17 protein-coding genes are annotated in these 15,738 nt (G+C 72.8%); 13 read left to right on the top strand and 4 right to left on the bottom strand.

What is annotated here, in order from left to right; all coding sequences use genetic code 11:
- From ACFV2S_RS33665 to ACFV2S_RS33655, 3 genes are all read left to right on the top strand, one after another.
- Positions 1-889, top strand: an 889-nt coding sequence (locus tag ACFV2S_RS33665; protein WP_385568226.1) for an energy-coupling factor ABC transporter ATP-binding protein, incomplete at its 5' end; no start/stop codon positions are given.
- 98 nt (positions 890-987) lie between these two features.
- On the top strand, positions 988-1,857 hold the full coding sequence (locus tag ACFV2S_RS33660; RefSeq protein ID WP_385568222.1) for an ECF transporter S component: 870 nt from the start codon (positions 988-990) through the stop codon (positions 1,855-1,857).
- A gap of 286 nt (positions 1,858-2,143) precedes the next feature.
- Positions 2,144-2,545: a transglycosylase SLT domain-containing protein gene (locus ACFV2S_RS33655; protein WP_383791506.1), complete on the top strand. Its 402-nt coding sequence runs from the start codon at positions 2,144-2,146 to the stop codon at positions 2,543-2,545.
- A 96-nt stretch (positions 2,546-2,641) separates the two neighbouring features.
- On the opposite strand, the gene ACFV2S_RS33650 is transcribed toward ACFV2S_RS33655, so the two are convergent.
- On the bottom strand, positions 2,642-3,811 hold the full coding sequence (locus ACFV2S_RS33650) for a steroid 3-ketoacyl-CoA thiolase (RefSeq protein ID WP_383791503.1): 1,170 nt from the start codon (positions 3,809-3,811) through the stop codon (positions 2,642-2,644).
- 229 nt (positions 3,812-4,040) lie between these two features.
- Here ACFV2S_RS33650 and ACFV2S_RS33645 point away from each other — a divergent pair, with 229 nt between their 5' ends.
- From ACFV2S_RS33645 to ACFV2S_RS33625, 5 genes are all read left to right on the top strand, one after another.
- Complete coding sequence (locus ACFV2S_RS33645; RefSeq protein ID WP_385568215.1) at positions 4,041-5,342, top strand: cytochrome P450; 1,302 nt, start codon at positions 4,041-4,043, stop codon at positions 5,340-5,342.
- Between the two features lie 107 nt (positions 5,343-5,449).
- On the top strand, positions 5,450-6,550 hold the full coding sequence (locus ACFV2S_RS33640; RefSeq protein WP_385568211.1) for a DUF2330 domain-containing protein: 1,101 nt from the start codon (positions 5,450-5,452) through the stop codon (positions 6,548-6,550).
- Positions 6,547-7,215, top strand: a complete 669-nt coding sequence (locus ACFV2S_RS33635; protein WP_385568207.1) for an O-methyltransferase — start codon at positions 6,547-6,549, stop codon at positions 7,213-7,215. The genes ACFV2S_RS33640 and ACFV2S_RS33635 overlap by 4 nt, the downstream gene beginning before the upstream one ends.
- Before the next feature lie 38 nt (positions 7,216-7,253).
- Positions 7,254-7,574, top strand: a complete 321-nt coding sequence (locus ACFV2S_RS33630; protein WP_385568203.1) for an antibiotic biosynthesis monooxygenase family protein — start codon at positions 7,254-7,256, stop codon at positions 7,572-7,574.
- 33 nt (positions 7,575-7,607) lie between these two features.
- On the top strand, positions 7,608-8,093 hold the full coding sequence (locus ACFV2S_RS33625) for a GNAT family N-acetyltransferase (protein WP_385568200.1): 486 nt from the start codon (positions 7,608-7,610) through the stop codon (positions 8,091-8,093).
- An 8-nt stretch (positions 8,094-8,101) separates the two neighbouring features.
- Here the strand turns inward: ACFV2S_RS33625 and ACFV2S_RS33620 are convergent, their stop codons facing one another.
- A complete protein-coding gene (locus ACFV2S_RS33620; protein ID WP_385568197.1) occupies positions 8,102-10,162 on the bottom strand; it encodes an MFS transporter in 2,061 nt (686 codons plus the stop codon).
- Positions 10,163-10,326: 164 nt separating this feature from the next.
- Between ACFV2S_RS33620 and ACFV2S_RS33615 the strand changes: the two genes are divergently transcribed.
- From ACFV2S_RS33615 to ACFV2S_RS33595, 5 genes are all read left to right on the top strand, one after another.
- Positions 10,327-11,634 (top strand): peptidoglycan-binding protein, encoded by a 1,308-nt coding sequence (locus ACFV2S_RS33615; RefSeq protein ID WP_385568193.1) that lies wholly within the window; start codon positions 10,327-10,329, stop codon positions 11,632-11,634.
- A 199-nt stretch (positions 11,635-11,833) separates the two neighbouring features.
- Positions 11,834-12,526, top strand: coding sequence for an HAD-IA family hydrolase (locus ACFV2S_RS33610; protein WP_385568189.1), 693 nt, complete (start codon positions 11,834-11,836; stop codon positions 12,524-12,526).
- Positions 12,527-12,661: 135 nt separating this feature from the next.
- Positions 12,662-13,312, top strand: a complete 651-nt coding sequence (locus tag ACFV2S_RS33605) for an HNH endonuclease family protein (protein ID WP_383797483.1) — start codon at positions 12,662-12,664, stop codon at positions 13,310-13,312.
- A gap of 188 nt (positions 13,313-13,500) precedes the next feature.
- Positions 13,501-13,986 (top strand): DoxX family protein, encoded by a 486-nt coding sequence (locus ACFV2S_RS33600; RefSeq protein ID WP_385568182.1) that lies wholly within the window; start codon positions 13,501-13,503, stop codon positions 13,984-13,986.
- Positions 13,987-14,342: 356 nt separating this feature from the next.
- Positions 14,343-14,966 carry a DedA family protein gene (locus tag ACFV2S_RS33595; protein ID WP_385568234.1) on the top strand — a complete coding sequence of 208 codons (624 nt, stop codon included), beginning with the start codon at positions 14,343-14,345 and terminating at the stop codon, positions 14,964-14,966.
- Positions 14,967-15,012: 46 nt separating this feature from the next.
- Here ACFV2S_RS33595 and ACFV2S_RS33590 read toward each other — a convergent pair whose 3' ends face one another.
- A complete protein-coding gene (locus ACFV2S_RS33590) occupies positions 15,013-15,249 on the bottom strand; it encodes a DUF2277 domain-containing protein (RefSeq protein WP_385568178.1) in 237 nt (78 codons plus the stop codon).
- A gap of 175 nt (positions 15,250-15,424) precedes the next feature.
- Positions 15,425-15,649 carry a hypothetical protein gene (locus tag ACFV2S_RS33585; protein ID WP_383797487.1) on the bottom strand — a complete coding sequence of 75 codons (225 nt, stop codon included), beginning with the start codon at positions 15,647-15,649 and terminating at the stop codon, positions 15,425-15,427.
- Positions 15,650-15,738 lie beyond the last annotated feature (89 nt).

The following is a 15,738-nucleotide window of genomic DNA, read 5'->3' as shown; positions in this document are numbered from 1 at the left end:
CGCACTGACCCCCCCGCGGGCGGCGCCGCCGGGGGGGCCCCGGGCGCCCCCCCGCTGTTTCGGCTCGGGGGGGGGTGGGGGACTCAACCCGTTCAAGCGGCGCCGCACCCACCCCACCACCCCCGTCACCCCCACCTCCGCCCCCCTCCTCCTCACCGACGGCCTGGGCGTGCGCCGCGGCCGCGTCGAGGCCCTCCGCCGTGTCGACCTCCGCGTCGCCCCCGGCGAGACCGTCGTGCTCATGGGGCGCAACGGTGCCGGGAAGTCCACCCTCCTCTCCACCCTCGTGGGCATGATCGAGCCGACGACGGGCACCGTCCGCGTCGCCGGCCTCGCCCCGCACAGCACCGCGCCCCGCGAGCTGATCCACCAGGTCGGCCTGGTGCCGCAGGAGCCGCGCGACCTGCTGTACGCGGACACCGTCGCGGCCGAGTGCGCGGCGGCGGACGCGGACGCGGGCGCGACGCCCGGGACGTGCCGGGCGCTGGTGGAGGAGCTGCTGCCGGGGGTGGCGGACGACACGCACCCCCGCGACCTGTCCGAGGGCCAGCGGCTCGCGCTCGCGCTGGCCGTCGTCCTGACCGGCCGCCCGCCGCTGCTCCTGCTCGACGAGCCGACCCGGGGCCTGGACTACGCGGCGAAGGCCCGTCTGGTCGCGCATCTGCGGACCCTCGCCGCGGACGGGCACGCGATCGTGCTCGCCACCCACGACGTGGAGCTGGCGGCCGAGCTGGCGCACCGGGTCGTGATCATCGCGGACGGCGAGGTCGTCGCGGACGGCCCGACGGCCGAGGTCGTCGTGTCCTCGCCCGCGTTCTCGCCGCAGGTGGCGAAGATCCTGGCCCCGCAGCCGTGGCTCACCGTCGAGCAGGTGGAGGCGGCGCTGTGAGGCCGCACCGTCCCGTACACCGGCCGACCCGTCCCGTACCCGGGCTGACCCGTCCTGTACCCGGGTCGACCCGTCCTGTACCCGGGTCGACCCGTCCCGTGCGCCGGTCGGCCCGTCCCGTGCGCCTCGGTCCCCGCTCGGTCGCGGCGCTGGTGCTCGTCTCGCTCGTCGGGGTCCTCGCCTTCTGCTGGCCGCTCTTCGCGGACGCCGGCTCGGCGGTCACCTCGCACGCCGGTGACGCTCCGTGGCTGTTCGCCGCGCTGCTGCCGCTCCTGGTCGCGGTGGTGGTGGCGACGATCGCGGACTGCGGGATGGACGCGAAGGCGGTGGCGATGCTGGGCGTGCTCGCCGCCGTGGGGGCGGCGCTCCGCCCGCTGGGGGCGGGGACGGCCGGTCTGGAGCCGATGTTCTTCCTGATGGTGCTGAGCGGCCGGGTCCTCGGGCCGGGCTTCGGCTTCGTCCTGGGTTCGGTGACGATGTTCGCGTCGGCGCTGCTCACGGGCGGGGTGGGCCCGTGGATGCCGTTCCAGATGCTGTCGATGGGCTGGTTCACGATGGGCGCGGGGCTGCTGCCGGGCCCCGACCGGCTGCGGGGGCGGGCCGAGCTGCTGATGCTGTCCGCGTACGGGTTCGTGGCGGCGTTCGCGTACGGCACGGTCATGAACCTGCAGGGCTGGGTCCTGCTCCAGGGCCTGAGCAGCGGGATCTCCTTCGTGCCGGGCGCGCCGCTCGACGAGAACCTGGTCCGTTTCCTCGCGTACGTCCTCGCCACCTCCCTCGGCTGGGACCTGGGCCGGGCCGCTCTGACCGTCGTGCTGACCGTGACCGTCGGCGGTGCGCTCCTGAGGGCGCTGCGGCGGGCGACGCGGCGGGCGAACTTCGAGGCCCAGGTCACATTCGGGGCCCCGGAAACGCCCTCCCGGGGTGAGGCGCCTCATAGGACCTACGTCACGTACGAGCGGGAGTAGTAGACCCGCACAACGGGTCAAACCGCCCCACATCCCCGTATGACCTGCGGAAACGCCATTCAGTGCGCCACCGCCGCTGGACCCCCGGGTCCGAACCTTCCTCGTACAGGGGGTCGTTGCATCGGCGTTCCGGCCCTGCTTGTCTGGTGGACGTCGCCAGGCAGCCGGTGCTCATCGCAGCGCCACGGACAGCCGGTCTCCCCCAGCTCCCGGGTCCCCCGGGCTCTGGTTCCGGCTTGCCGAAAACGCCCGGCGCGACCCTTGTCCCCGAAGTTAGGTAGAAACCTTGATCCGCTCGCTCACCACCCGTGCCTCTGCCCGCAACAAGAAGATCGCCGTCTCCGCAGCCGTGCTGCTGGGTGCGTCGGGTGCGGTGCTGGGTACGACGGGGTCTGCTTCGGCCGCCAGCCCGCAGGATGTCGCTCGCCAGATCGTCCCTGCCTCGCAGTACGCGTCCTTCAGCAAGATCGTCGAGCACGAGTCGCACTGGAACCACACCGCGACCAACTCGTCCAGCGGCGCCTACGGTCTCGTCCAGGCCCTGCCGGCCTCGAAGATGGCCTCGGCCGGTTCCGACTGGAAGACCAACCCGGCCACCCAGATCAAGTGGGGCCTCAACTACATGAACGAGCGCTACGGCTCCCCGAACGCCGCCTGGGCGTTCTGGCAGGCCAACGGCTGGTACTGAGAAGCACCTGCCGCACCGCGCATCCGCAAGGCCCCGCCCTCCTCACGGAGGGGCGGGGCCTGCGGCGTTTCCGGACCGCCTCCGGCGGCGGGCGGGTCAGAGCCGCTGGATGATCGTCCCCGTCGCGAGCGCCCCGCCGGCACACATGGTGATCAGCGCGAACTCCTTGTCGGTGCGCTCCAGCTCGTGCAGGGCCGTGGCGATCAGCCGGGCCCCGGTGGCGCCGACGGGGTGGCCGAGGGCGATGGCCCCGCCGTTGACGTTGACCTTCTCCAGGTCCTGGTCGAAGACCTGCGCCCAGCTGAGCACCACGGACGCGAAGGCCTCGTTGATCTCGACGAGGTCGATGTCCTTCAGGCTCATCCCGGCCTTCCCGAGGACGGCCCGCGTCGCGTCGACGGGCCCGTCGAGGTGGAAGTGCGGGTCGGCGCCGACGAGGGCCTGGGCGACGATCCGGGCACGCGGGCGGAGCTTGAGGGCGCGGGCCATGCGCTTGGAGGCCCACATGATCGCGGAGGCGCCGTCGGAGATCTGGGAGGAGTTCCCGGCGGTGTGGATCGCGGTGGGCATGACGGGCTTGAGGCGGCCCAGGCCCTCCATCGTGGTGTCGCGCAGACCCTCGTCGCGGTCGACCAGCCGCCACATGCCCTGACCCGCGGCCTGCTCGGCCTCGGTGGTGGGGACCTGGACGGCGAAGGTCTCGCGCTTGAAGCGCTCCTCGGACCAGGCGATCGCGGCCCGCTCCTGGGAGAGCAGTCCGAGGGAGTCGACGCGTTCGCGGGTGAGGCCGCGGCGGCGGGCGATGCGCTCGGCGGCCTCGAACTGGTTGGGCAGGTCGACGTTCCACTCGTCGGGGAACGGCTTGCCCGGGCCGTGCTTCGAGCCGGAGCCGAGCGGGACGCGGGACATGGCCTCGACGCCGCAGGAGATCCCGATGTCGATGACGCCGGCCGCGACCATGTTGGCGACCATGTGGCTGGCCTGCTGCGAGGAGCCGCACTGGCAGTCGACGGTGGTGGCGGCCGTCTCGTAGGGCAGACCCATGGTGAGCCAGGCGGTGCGCGCCGGGTTCATGGACTGCTCGCCGGCGTGGGTGACCGTGCCGCCGACGATCTGTTCGACGCAGTCGGCGTGGATGCCGGTGCGGCCGAGGAGTTCACGGTAGGTCTCGCCCAGGAGGTAGGCGGGGTGGAGGTTGGCGAGCGCGCCTCCGCGCTTGCCGATGGGGGTGCGTACGGCTTCGACGATGACGGGTTCCGCGGCCATGAGCTCGTCCTCTCCTCGACCGGACGGGGTGTCCCGGCACCCCGGCCGGTCGGCGTCACGGGGGAACTAGTACGCGTTCTAGTTCTGAGTGCAGTCTTATGACTGCTACCGCCGGTACGCAAGGGTCCGGGAAGCAACAGTTCCCGCTCCGCCCCTTGCTACTTGTAGAACTCGTTACTAACTTTCCCGACAACTTCTGATGGTCCATCAGATATGGAGAGTGTTGCCGATGGCCTGCCCGCATCTCCCCGGAGGACAGCTCCCCGAAGGGCACCTCACCGAGGGGCTCCCCCAGGGAATCCCCGAAGGGTTCGACGCCACCGACCCCGATCTGCTCCGCGACCGCGTCCCCTTCCCGGAGTTCGCCCGGCTGCGGCAGACCGCGCCCGTGTGGTGGTGCCCCCAGCCGGCCGGCGTCACCGGCTTCGCGGACAGCGGGTACTGGGCGGTCACGCGCCACGCGGACGTCAAGTACGTCTCCACCCACCCCGAGCTGTTCTCCTCGAACGAGAACACCGCCGTCATCCGCTTCAACGAGCACATCACCCGGGACCAGATCGAGGTCCAGAAGCTGATCATGCTCAACATGGACCCGCCCGAGCACACCCGGGTCCGCCAGATCGTCCAGCGCGGCTTCACCCCGCGCGCGATCCGGAACCTGGAGACCGCCCTGCGCGAGCGGGCGCACTCCATCGTCGAGGAGGCGCGGCGCGGAACCGAGGCCGACGGCACCTTCGACTTCGTCACCCGGGTCGCCGTCGAACTCCCCCTCCAGGCCATCGCCGAGCTCATCGGCGTGCCCCAGGAGGACCGGTCCCGGATCTTCGACTGGTCGAACAAGATGGTCGCGTACGACGACCCCGAGTACGCCATCACCGAGGAGATCGGCGCCGAGGCCGCCATGGAGCTCATCGGATACTCGATGAACATGGCAGCCGCCCGCAAGGAGTGTCCCGCCGCCGACATCGTCAGCCAGCTCGTCGCCGCCGAGGGCCAGGGCAACCTCTCCTCCGACGAGTTCGGCTTCTTCGTCCTGCTGCTCGCCGTCGCCGGGAACGAGACCACCCGCAACGCCATCAGCCACGGCATGCACGCCTTCCTCACCCACCCCGACCAGTGGGAGCTCTTCAAACGGGAGCGGCCCGCGACCGCCGCCGAGGAGATCGTCCGCTGGGCGACCCCGGTCGTCTCCTTCCAGCGGACCGCGACCCAGGACACCGAACTCAGTGGCCAGAAGATCCGCAAGGGCGACCGGGTCGGCCTCTTCTACTCCTCGGCCAACAACGACCCCGAGGTCTTCACCGACCCCGAGCGCTTCGACATCACCCGCGACCCCAACCCGCACCTCGGCTTCGGCGGCGGCGGACCCCACTTCTGCCTCGGCAAGTCCCTCGCGATCAAGGAGATCGAGCTGATCTTCAACGCCCTCGCCGACGCCCTGCCCGACCTCACCCTCGCCGGCGAACCCCGCCGGCTGCGGGCCGCCTGGCTGAACGGGGTGAAGGAACTCCGGGTCCGGACCTCGGCGTGAGCCGCCCGCCCGGCACCGGCACCGGCGTCGGAGGCACCACCGGCACCGGCACCGGCAGGCGGAACCGGAACCGGAACCGGAAGGGGACCGGCCACGTCTGACCCCCCATGCGGGGGACACTCAGAAGGATCCTGACCACCATCGTCGCGCTGCTCGCGCTCCAGCTCGGCTCGCTCGTCGCACCGGCGTACGCCTGCGGCTGCGGCGCAATGATCCCGGGCGGGTCCGCGCGCATCGGCGTCGACCGGGAGGAGTCGGCCGTCCGCTGGGACGGCCGCACCGAGACCGTCGTCATGCGCTTCAGCGTGCACGGCGACGCCCGGCGGGCGGCCTGGATCATGCCGGTGCCGGACCGCGCCGACGCCGCCCTCGGCGACCCGGCGCTCTTCGACGAGCTCGACCGCCTCACGGAGCCCGAGCAGCGCGACCGCTCCTACTTCTGGCCGCGCGAGGGCGACTGGCCGTTCGACGTCTCGAAGGGCGACGGGGCCGCCGCCGCGCCGCCCGGCCAGGGCGGCGTCGGCGTCGTCGGACGCGAGCGGCTCGGCCCCTTCGACGTGGCCCGGCTCACCGCCACCGACCCCGACGCCCTCGGCGACTGGCTGCGCGCCAACGGCTTCGAGCTGCCCGACCGGCTCACCTCGGCGCTCGGGCCGTACGTCGAGCGGAAGTGGGAGTACGTCGCCGTACGCCTCGCCCCGCAGGAGAAGGGCGCGACGCTGTACGGCGAACTGACCCCGCTGCGGATCACCTTCGCCTCCCCCGAACTCGTCTACCCCATGCGGCTCTCCCGCCTCGCGCGGACCCCGCAGACCCTCGGCCTGTACGTCCTCGCCGACCACCGGATGGAGCCCCGCTCCCCCATCGGCGGCGACCGCCCCGAGGTGACGTTCGCGGGCCGGATCGAGCACCCCGAGGGCGCGGTCGCGGACCTGACGGGCGACCGGCCGGCCCGGCTCACCGTCCTGGAACAGCACTTCCCCCAGCCCGGGCGCATCGACGACGACCACCACCTCAGGACCGTCGCCGACACCCCGTACCGCCGGGTCGAGTACACCGACCGGCTGCTCACCCTCGGCGGCGTCCCGGCCTGGCTGCTGACGGTCGGCGCCGGACTGCTGCTCGCCGCGGCGTCGGCCGCGCTGCTCGCCGTACGGGTGAAAAGGCGCCGTCCGCTCCCGAACGCAGGTGTACGTTCGGCCGCATGACGAACCCTCAATGGATCGCGGTCGACGACTACTTCACCGAGACGATCGCCCCCGGCGACGCGGCGCTGACGGCCGCGCTCGCCGACTCCACGGCGGCGGGCCTGCCGGAGATCGCCGTCGCCCCCAACCAGGGCAAGCTGCTCCACCTGCTCGCCGCGACGCAGGGCGCGCGGAACATCCTGGAGATCGGCACGCTCGGCGGCTACAGCACGATCTGGCTGGCCCGCGCGCTGCCCGCCGACGGCCGGCTGATCACCCTGGAGTACGACCCCGCCCACGCGGACGTCGCCCGCGCCAACATCGCCCGCGCCGGCCTCGACAAGACCGTCGAGGTCCGGACGGGCGCGGCCCTGGACACCCTGCCCGTGCTGGAGACGGAGGGCGCGGGCCCCTTCGACCTCGTCTTCATCGACGCCGACAAGGCCAACAACCCGCACTACGTGGCCTGGGCCCTGAAGCTCTCCCGCCCGGGCACGCTGATCATCGTCGACAACGTGGTGCGGAACGGCCGGGTCGCCACCGCGCACCCGGACGACCCCGCGATCACCGGCACCCGCGCGATGTTCGACCTGATCGCCGCCGAACCCCGCCTGGACGCGACCGCGGTCCAGACGGTCGGCACGAAGGGCTACGACGGCCTGCTGCTGGCCCGCGTCACGGCGTAGGGCCACGCCCCTTCGAGCCGGGTCATATCCTGCCCCTCATGAGCATCGTGAAGATCAACGTCCTGACCGTGCCGGCCGAGCAGCGTGAGGTGCTGGAGCAGCGGTTCGCCTCCCGGGCCGGGGCCGTGGAGGGGTCCGACGGTTTCGAGTGGTTCGAGCTGCTGCGCCCGCTGGAGGGCACCGACCAGTACCTGGTGTACACGCGGTGGCGCAGCGAGGAGGACTTCCAGAACTGGATGAACGGTTCCATGAAGGCCGCCCACCAGGGCGGTGGCGAGGGGGGCGAGCGGCCCAGGCCCGCCGCGTCCGGCTCGACCCTGTGGTCGTTCGAGGTCGTCCAGCAGGCGTCGCCCAAGTAATTCGGCGGCGCGCCCGGTCGTGCGGGTCGCAGAATGGCCCGCATGACCTGGACCTTCTCCCCCGAGCGCGTCGACACCCCGGACGCGACCTCCCTGCGGCGCGACTACTACGGCGACGTCGCCGGCAGCTACTGGAAGCGGCCCGCGACCGAGGCGGAGATCGACGAGGGGCTGGCGGACGACGGGGCCGGGCGGCTGATCCCGCCGACGGGTCGGTTCCTGGTCGCGCGGTTCGAGGGGAAGCCCGCCGGCTGCGGCGGGGTCCTGATGCTGGACGGCGCACGCGCCGAGCTCACCCGGGTGTTCCTGCGGCCCGCCTTCCGCGGCTCGGGCGGTGCCGACGGCCTGATGCGGAGCCTCGAGGACGAGGCGCGCGGCCTCGGCGCCCGCCGGATGGTCCTCAACACCCGTCTGGACCTGGTCGAGGCGCGCGGCCTGTACGTCCGGCACGGGTACGGGGAGATCCCCGCGTACTGCACCGGTCCCTACATGCAGATCTGGTACGGCAAGGAGCTCTGAGCCGCGCCCTAGGCGGGATGGTCGCGGGGCGGCTCGGGTGCGTGGGGTCCCTCCCCGTCCGAGCCGCACAGCTCCGCCGTCAGCTCCTGCACCAGCTGCACGAGGTCGGTGGGCCGGTCGGGCCCCCACCAGTCGCCGAGGAGTTCGGCGAGCGAATCCTCCCGCGCCTTCGCCAGGACCGTGGCCGCCCGCACGCCCTCCTCGGTGAGGGTCAGCTGGACGCCCTCCCGGGCCACCAGACGGCGCTCCTCCAGCTGCCGGGACGCCTCCGTGACGACCTCCGGCGGCACGGGGGTGGTCTCGGCGAGCCGGGAGGGTTCGACGGCCCCGTGGCGGCGGACGCGCAGCAGCAGCCAGCTCGCGGCGGGCAGCAGGTCGAGCCCGGCGCGTTCGGTGATCGTCACGTAGACCGCCTTGCGTCCTTCCCGGGAGCCGAGGAGAGACAGGGCGCGGGCGCACTCCTCGTACGAGGAGCGCTCGACCGGGTTGGACGCCAGCGTCTGGCTGGCTTCGGGCGCGGTGACCGAGGCCCGCAGCGTGTCCTCCTTGAGGAACCAGGCGAAGACGAAGGCGACGAGCACGACCGGGGCCGCGTACAGGAAGACGTCCGTGATGGACGTGGCGAACGCGTGCAGGACGGCCGGCTGGAGCTCGGGCGGCAGCTCGGAGATCGCGCGCGGGTCGGCGGCGACCTGGCCGGGACCCACGCCGGGCGGCAGCTGCGCACCGGCGCTCGCGAAGACCTCGTCCAGTTTGCCGGTGAGCCGGTTGGTGAAGAGGGTGCCGAAGACCGCGACGCCGAACGAGGCGCCGATGGAGCGGAAGAAGGTCGCTCCGGAGGTGGCGACGCCGAGGTCCTCGTACGAGACGGCGTTCTGCACGACCAGGACGAGGACCTGCATGACGAGGCCGAGCCCGGCGCCGAAGACGAAGAAGCAGACGCTCATCGACCAGGTCGAGCTGGTCTCCGTCAGCCGGTGCAGGAGCAGCAGGCCGAGGCAGGTCAGGGCGGTGCCGGCGATGGGGAAGACCTTCCAGCGGCCGGTGCGCGACACGATCTGGCCGGAGGCGGTCGAGGTGGTCAGCAGGCCGAGGACCATCGGCAGCATGTGGACGCCGGACATCGTCGGGGTGACGCCCTGCACCACCTGGAGGAAGGTCGGCAGGTAGGTCATCGCGCCGAACATCGCGAAGCCGACGACGAAGCTGATGACCGAGACGAGGCTGAAGGTCCGGATCCGGAACAGCTTGAGCGGCAGGACGGGTTCGGCGGCGCGCCGCTCGACGTACAGGAACCAGACGAGGAGTACGGCTCCGAGGACGGCGAGCCCGATGATCTGCGGCGAGCCCCACGCCCACGTGGTGCCGCCGAGGGAGGCCACCAGGACCAGGCAGGTGGCGACCGCGGCGATGAGGAACGTGCCGAGGTAGTCGATCCGGTGCCGGGTGGAGCGCACGGGGATGTGGAGCACGGCGGCGATCACGAAGAGGGCGACGATCCCGATCGGAAGGTTGATGTAGAAGACCCAGCGCCAGGAGAGGTGCTGGGTGAAGAGACCGCCGAGCAGCGGACCGAGGACGCTGGTGGCACCGAAGACCGCGCCGAACAGACCTTGGTACTTGCCGCGGTCCCGCGGCGAGACGAGGTCGCCGACGATCGCCATCGACAGCACCATGAGCCCGCCGCCGCCGAGGCCCTGGACCGCGCGGAACGCGATGAGCTGCGGCATGTTCTGGGCGATGCCGCAGAGGGCCGAGCCGATGAGGAAGAGGACGATCGCGCTCTGGAAGAGCTTCTTGCGTCCGTACTGGTCCCCCAGCTTGCCCCAGAGGGGGGTCCCGGCGGTCGACGCGAGCATGTACGCGGTGACCACCCAGGAGAGGTGCTCCAGACCGCCGAGCTCGCTGACGATGGTCGGCAGGGCGGTGGAGACGATGGTCTGGTCGAGCGCGGCGAGCAGCATGCCGAGCAGCAGGGCGCCGATCGCGACGAGGACGGTGCGGTGGCTCTGGCCCTCGCCGGGCACGGGGGCGTCGCCGAGGTGGGACGGGCGTGTGTCCTGGGCCATGGGGTCTCCGACTCCGTCTCGGTTCTCCGTCTCAACTCCGTCTCCGGCGTCTCCATCCTGGTCGGAATATCCCGATATGGCCTGCCGAAGGGCACACTCGTTCGCCCGTCGGACAGGGGCGGGCTGCATAATCGCTCGCAGTTGTCTCGGGGAGGGGACCCATCATGACCGGACATGTCTGTCCTGAATGCGGTGTACACAGACCTGGCTGCGCCTGCGCCAGGGCGGCCGGTCTCGCGGCCGAGATGGCGGCGGCCGAGGACTTCGACCCGCTGCGGATCCGGCCGTACGTGACCCTGGACGCCACCGAGGGACCGGAGGGGCCGGGGCCGGTCGGAGCCGGGGGGCCGGGGCCGGTCGGAGCCGGGGACCCGACGGCGTACCTCCCCGCCTACGCACCGGAGGACCCGACCGCGTACGTGCCGGTCTACGCGCCGGAGGACCCCACGGCGGCCCGGCCGGGCCACGCGCCGGAGGACCCCACAGCGCTCCAGCCGGGCCACGCACCCGAAGACGCGACGGCCTTCCTGCCGGCCTGCACCCCCGAAGACGCCACGGCCTTCCTGCCGGCCCACGCGCCGGAAGACCCGCCGACCACCCAGCTGGCCGCCGTCCGCCCGGAGGCCGGTCCCATGGCGCCGACACCCGCACCGCCGGGCGGCCCGAAGGGCCCGAACCCCGAGCCGCACCCCGGCACCGACCCCGCGGGAGACCCCTCCGAGACCATGCCGCTGCTGCTGCGCGGCATCGGCGACGCACCTCCCGCCCGCGGCAACGGACACGGGCGCGCGCAGGGGCACGGATACGGCTACGCCCACGGTGACGAGCACGGGCGCGAGCCCGCGCGGGCGCGAGGCCGCAAGCGCGGCGCGATGGTCGCCGCGGTGGCCGCCGTCGCCGTGGCGGGCACCGCGGCCCTGGCGGCGGCCGTCCTCGGCGGCGCGGACGACACCGACGACCGGGCGGCCGTGCCCGAGGTGACCACGAGCGCGTCGCTGAACGTCGCCGTGTCGGAGGCCCCGTCCCCCTCCTCCGAGACCCCGGAGCCGACCACCTCGTCCCCGACCCCGCAGCGGACGTCCGCGTCGCCGTCCGCCACCACCCCGTCCCCGAGCCGCACCACGGCGAGCCCGAGCGCGTCGGCGAGCCAGGCCGCACCTCCGGCGGCGACCCCCACCGCCGCGCCGACGACCGCCGCGCCGACGACGGCCACGCCGTCCTCGGAGCCGCCCCAGGAGACCGAGGGGGCGGAGGTCACGCTGAACATCGGCTCGTCGGGCGCGGAGGTCATCGAGCTCCAGGCGCGGCTGACCCTGGCGGGGGCGTACCACGGCGACGTGGACGGGGAGTACGACCAGGAGGTCTGGCGCGCGGTGAAGAGCTACCAGTCCTGGATGTACATCGAGGGCGACCCGAAGGGCGTGTACGGCCCGCACACCCGCGAGGTCCTGGAGCGGAGCACCTGGCTGTAGGCGCACGTGGGCGCAGGAGCTCCTGACCGGAGGGGCTTCTGGCGGCGGGGAGCCGGTTGGCCGGCCGGTTGGTCGGCTGGCCGGTTGGCCAAGACGGCCCTCGGTTTTGTATCGTGGAAAAACAAAGTGGCCCCGCCCGCACTCCCTGACCGGTGGGCGGGACCACTTCGTTCTCCGTGCCACCCCTTCTGGAGACCCGATGGCCGCCACCACCCCGGCAACGCTCACCGCCCACGCCCTCCTCCTCGACATGGACGGCACCCTCGTCAACTCGGACGCCGTCGTCGAGCGCTGCTGGCGCCGGTGGGCGGACCGCCAGGGTCTCGACCCGGCCGAGGTCCTGAAGGTGGTCCACGGCCGCCAGGGGTTCGCCACGATGGCCGTCCTGCTCCCGGACCGCCCGATGGCGGAGAACCACGCCGACAACCGGGTGATGCTGGCCGAGGAGACCGCCGACCTCGACGGGGTCGTGCCCGTCCCCGGCGCCCCCGCCTTCATGGCCGCGATCGCGGACCTCCCGCACGCCCTGGTGACCTCCGCGGACAGGGCGCTCGCCGGGGCCCGGATGGGCGCGGCGGCGCTCCGGATGCCGGAGACCCGGATCACCGCCGAGAGCGTCGGAGCCAGCAAGCCCGACCCCGAGGGCTTCCTCAAGGGCGCGGCGGCCCTGGGCTTCGAGCCGGCGGACTGCGTGGTCTTCGAGGACTCCGAGGCGGGCATCCAGGCCGGCCGCGCGGCCGGCATGCGCGTCGTCGGCGTCGGCCCGCGCGCGAGGCGTTTTCCGGATCTCGCCCCCACCCACCCCACGCCCCACCCCACGCCCCACCGGCGAACCTCTGGACGCCGGGCGGAATCTGGCGCTCCATCAGGTACGTCACACCCCTTGATGTGACGTGTCCATGTCGCCACTCTGTTACCTGGCGCACCCCTCACCGAAACCTGGTGCCGCCACGATGACCGGGCCCACCGCCCGCCACCCCGCGGGGACGGCAGCCAGCCAAGGTCCCCCCACATCAAGGGAGTTCACATGCCCGCCGGCATGATCTACGCGCGTCGACTCGCCGTGCTCGCCACCTCCGCCGCCCTCACCGTCACGGGTCTCCTCACCACCGCCCCGGCCGCCCAGGCCGCCATGCCGACCCCGGTCAGCGCGGCGACCGCGCGCACCTACCTGGCCGCCCTCACGGTCAAGACAGAAGGTTCCACCTCGGGTTACAGCCGGGACCTCTTCCCTCACTGGATCACCCAGTCCGGGGCCTGCAACACGCGCGAGACCGTCCTCAAGCGCGACGGCGTGAACGTCGTCACCGACTCCAGCTGTGCCGCGACCAGCGGCAGCTGGTACTCCGAGTACGACGGCGCCACCTGGACCGCCGCCTCCGACCTCGACATCGACCACATGGTCCCGCTCGCCGAGGCCTGGCGCTCGGGCGCCAACTCCTGGACCACCGCCCAGCGGCAGTCCTTCGCGAACGACCTCACGCGGCCGCAGCTCATAGCCGTCACCGACAACGTCAACCAGGCCAAGGGCGACCTGGACCCGGCGAAGTGGCTGCCCTCGCGGACGGCCTACCGCTGCACGTACGTCAGGGCGTGGGTACAGGTGAAGTACTACTGGAACCTCAGCGTGGACTCCGCCGAGAAGAGCGCGCTCCAGTCCGTCCTCAACGGCTGCTGAAACCACCCCCACTGAGAGCGCGTCAGCGACGGTCCTCGGGGAGTGAGCCCCGCCACTCGCTCCCCGATGACCGAATGTTGAACTTGCAAGCACTAGTGAGGGGTGCCTAACCTTAGGGCCTCATCGGTTTCCGTCCCCCACACCCCGTTCCCCACGGACGGGGCAAGGCCGAAGGAGTTCCCGCCCCCATGACCGCTCACCGCACCACCCCTCCCCCGTCCGCCCCCACGAGCCTCACCTCCCGCCTGAACCAGGCGCAGCCCTACGCGCTCGGCCTCTTCCGCGTCGTCGTCGGCCTGCTCTTCGCCTGCCACGGCGTCGCCTCGCTCTTCGGCCTCCTCGGAGGCACCGCGATACCGGCCGCCACCTGGCCGGGCTGGTACGCGGCCGTCATCCAGCTCGGCGCCGGCGTCCTGGTCCTGGCCGGACTCGGCACCCGCAGCGCCGCGTTCCTCGCCTCGGGCTCGATGGCGTACGCGTACTTCAAGGTCCACCAGCCGGAGTCGCTCCTCCCGCTCCAGAACGGCGGCGAGAACGCGGCCATGTTCTGCTGGGCCTTCGCCCTGCTCGTGTTCACCGGCCCGGGCGCACTGGCCCTCGACCGGCTGTTCGGGGCCGGGGAGGCCGCGGACGCGAAGGCCCCCGAGGAGCGGGGCGCGCCGGTAGCGGCCTGACGCAGGGGCCGACTGACACAAGGGGCCGGAAACCGCAGCACGGTTTCCGGCCCTTCTCCGCACCCGCCTCCCGGCACCGGCAGGGGGCACCCGGCGGCCGGCACCCGGCAGGGGGTTCCCGCCTCCCGGCGGAGGTAGGCGGGTCCCGGCGGACGTACGCGGGTCCCGACGGAGGTGCGTGGCACCCGGCGGAGGTACGCGACTCCCTGCGGCGGGACGCGGCCTCTGCACCCGACACCTGTCACCCGGCACCCGGCACCCGCACCCGCACCCGCACCCGCACCCGCACCCGCACCCGCACCCGCACCCAACGACGGTGGGTCCGCCGCCCCCGCGTAGGCTCTGGCCCTGTGAATCTGCTCGACAGCCTGGGCTCGCTGCGGTCGCTCACCGCCGGCCCGTGGATCTACCCGGTGGTGGCGACGTCGATCCTGCTCGACGTCTTCCTCCCCGTGCTGCCGAGTGGCTTCCTGGTGATCACCGCCGCCACGGCGGCGGCCACGGCCACCGGGGCCTCTTCCGGCGTGCCGTCGCTGCTCCCCCTGCTCGCCTGCGCGGCCACCGCTTCCGTACTCGGCGACTTCCTGGCGTACCGCCTGGCGCTGCGCGGCGGGGCCAGGCTGGACAGGGCCATCGCCCGCTCACGCCGTCTCTCGCTGGCGCAGGAACGTCTCGGCACCGCGCTCACCCGGGGCGGCGGACTGCTCGTGGTGCTCGCGCGCTTCGCCCCGGCCGGCCGCTCCGTGGTCTCCCTGGGCGCGGGCGCGGCGAAGCGGCGGGTCGAGGAGTTCCTGCCGTGGTCGGCGTTGGCGGGCGTGGTCTGGGCCTCGTACGGCGTGGGGCTCGGCTGGCTGGGCGGTCAGTGGCTGGGCGCGACCTGGTTCAGCGCGGGGGTGTCGACCCTCGCGCTCTTCCTGGCGGGCGGTCTCGCCGCGTACCTCATACGGCGTCCGGCCGCGGCTCCCGCGACGGCTTCCTGACGGCGGCGGGGCGAGGGTCCCGGCTCCCGGTGGCGCCGGACCGGTCCTACCGCGTTCTGGCGGCGACGGGGTGCGCGCCGCGCACCACGAGGCCGTCGAGGAGTCTCGCGGTGGCGTCGGCGATCTCGTCCACGGCCCGGTCGAAGACCTCACGGTTGTGCGCGGCGGGGGCATGGAAGCCGGAGACCTTGCGGACGTACTGCAGGGCGGCGGCGTGGATGTCGTCCTCGGTCGCCTCCTCGGGCAGCGCGGGCGGACGGAGCGTCTTGATGCTTCGGCACATGCCTCCAGTGTGACGCGCCCCACTGACAACCGCCCGAAGTCCGACGAGAACCCGTCCGCGCACCGCGACCGCACACCCCGTCCGCGCACCTCGTCCGCGCACCGCGACCCCACACCCCGTCCACGCGCCCCGTCCCCCACCTCGGCCACGCACCCGATCCGCGCACCGCGTCCGGCTACCCGCCGAGACCGCGTCTGCTCCGTGCGTTGATCTCGGCGGTGCGGGCCCGCAGCTCGTGCAGGGGCGTGGCGGGCTGGACGTCGGGGGGCTCGGCCTCCCACTCGCCGCCGCCGTGGACGGCGCGGATCCGAAAGCGCCCGGAGACGCTCTCCACATAGAAACCGACCCGCCCCGTGGCGGTGTCGCGGACGAGGTCACCGACCTCGGGCAGTGGCTGCACGCATCCCCTCCGTCCCGGTTCCTGAAGCTCGGGGACACTCAGGGAAGCGCGGCGGCCCCGCCCTGTCAACGTATCTCTAGAGATGTCCC

Origin of the sequence: Streptomyces sp. NPDC059695 (assembly GCF_042733785.1) — a bacterium.
Classification (GTDB): domain Bacteria; phylum Actinomycetota; class Actinomycetes; order Streptomycetales; family Streptomycetaceae; genus Streptomyces.
Note: the sequence above shows the minus strand (reverse complement) of the source record. Positions and strands in the feature narration are given on the sequence as shown.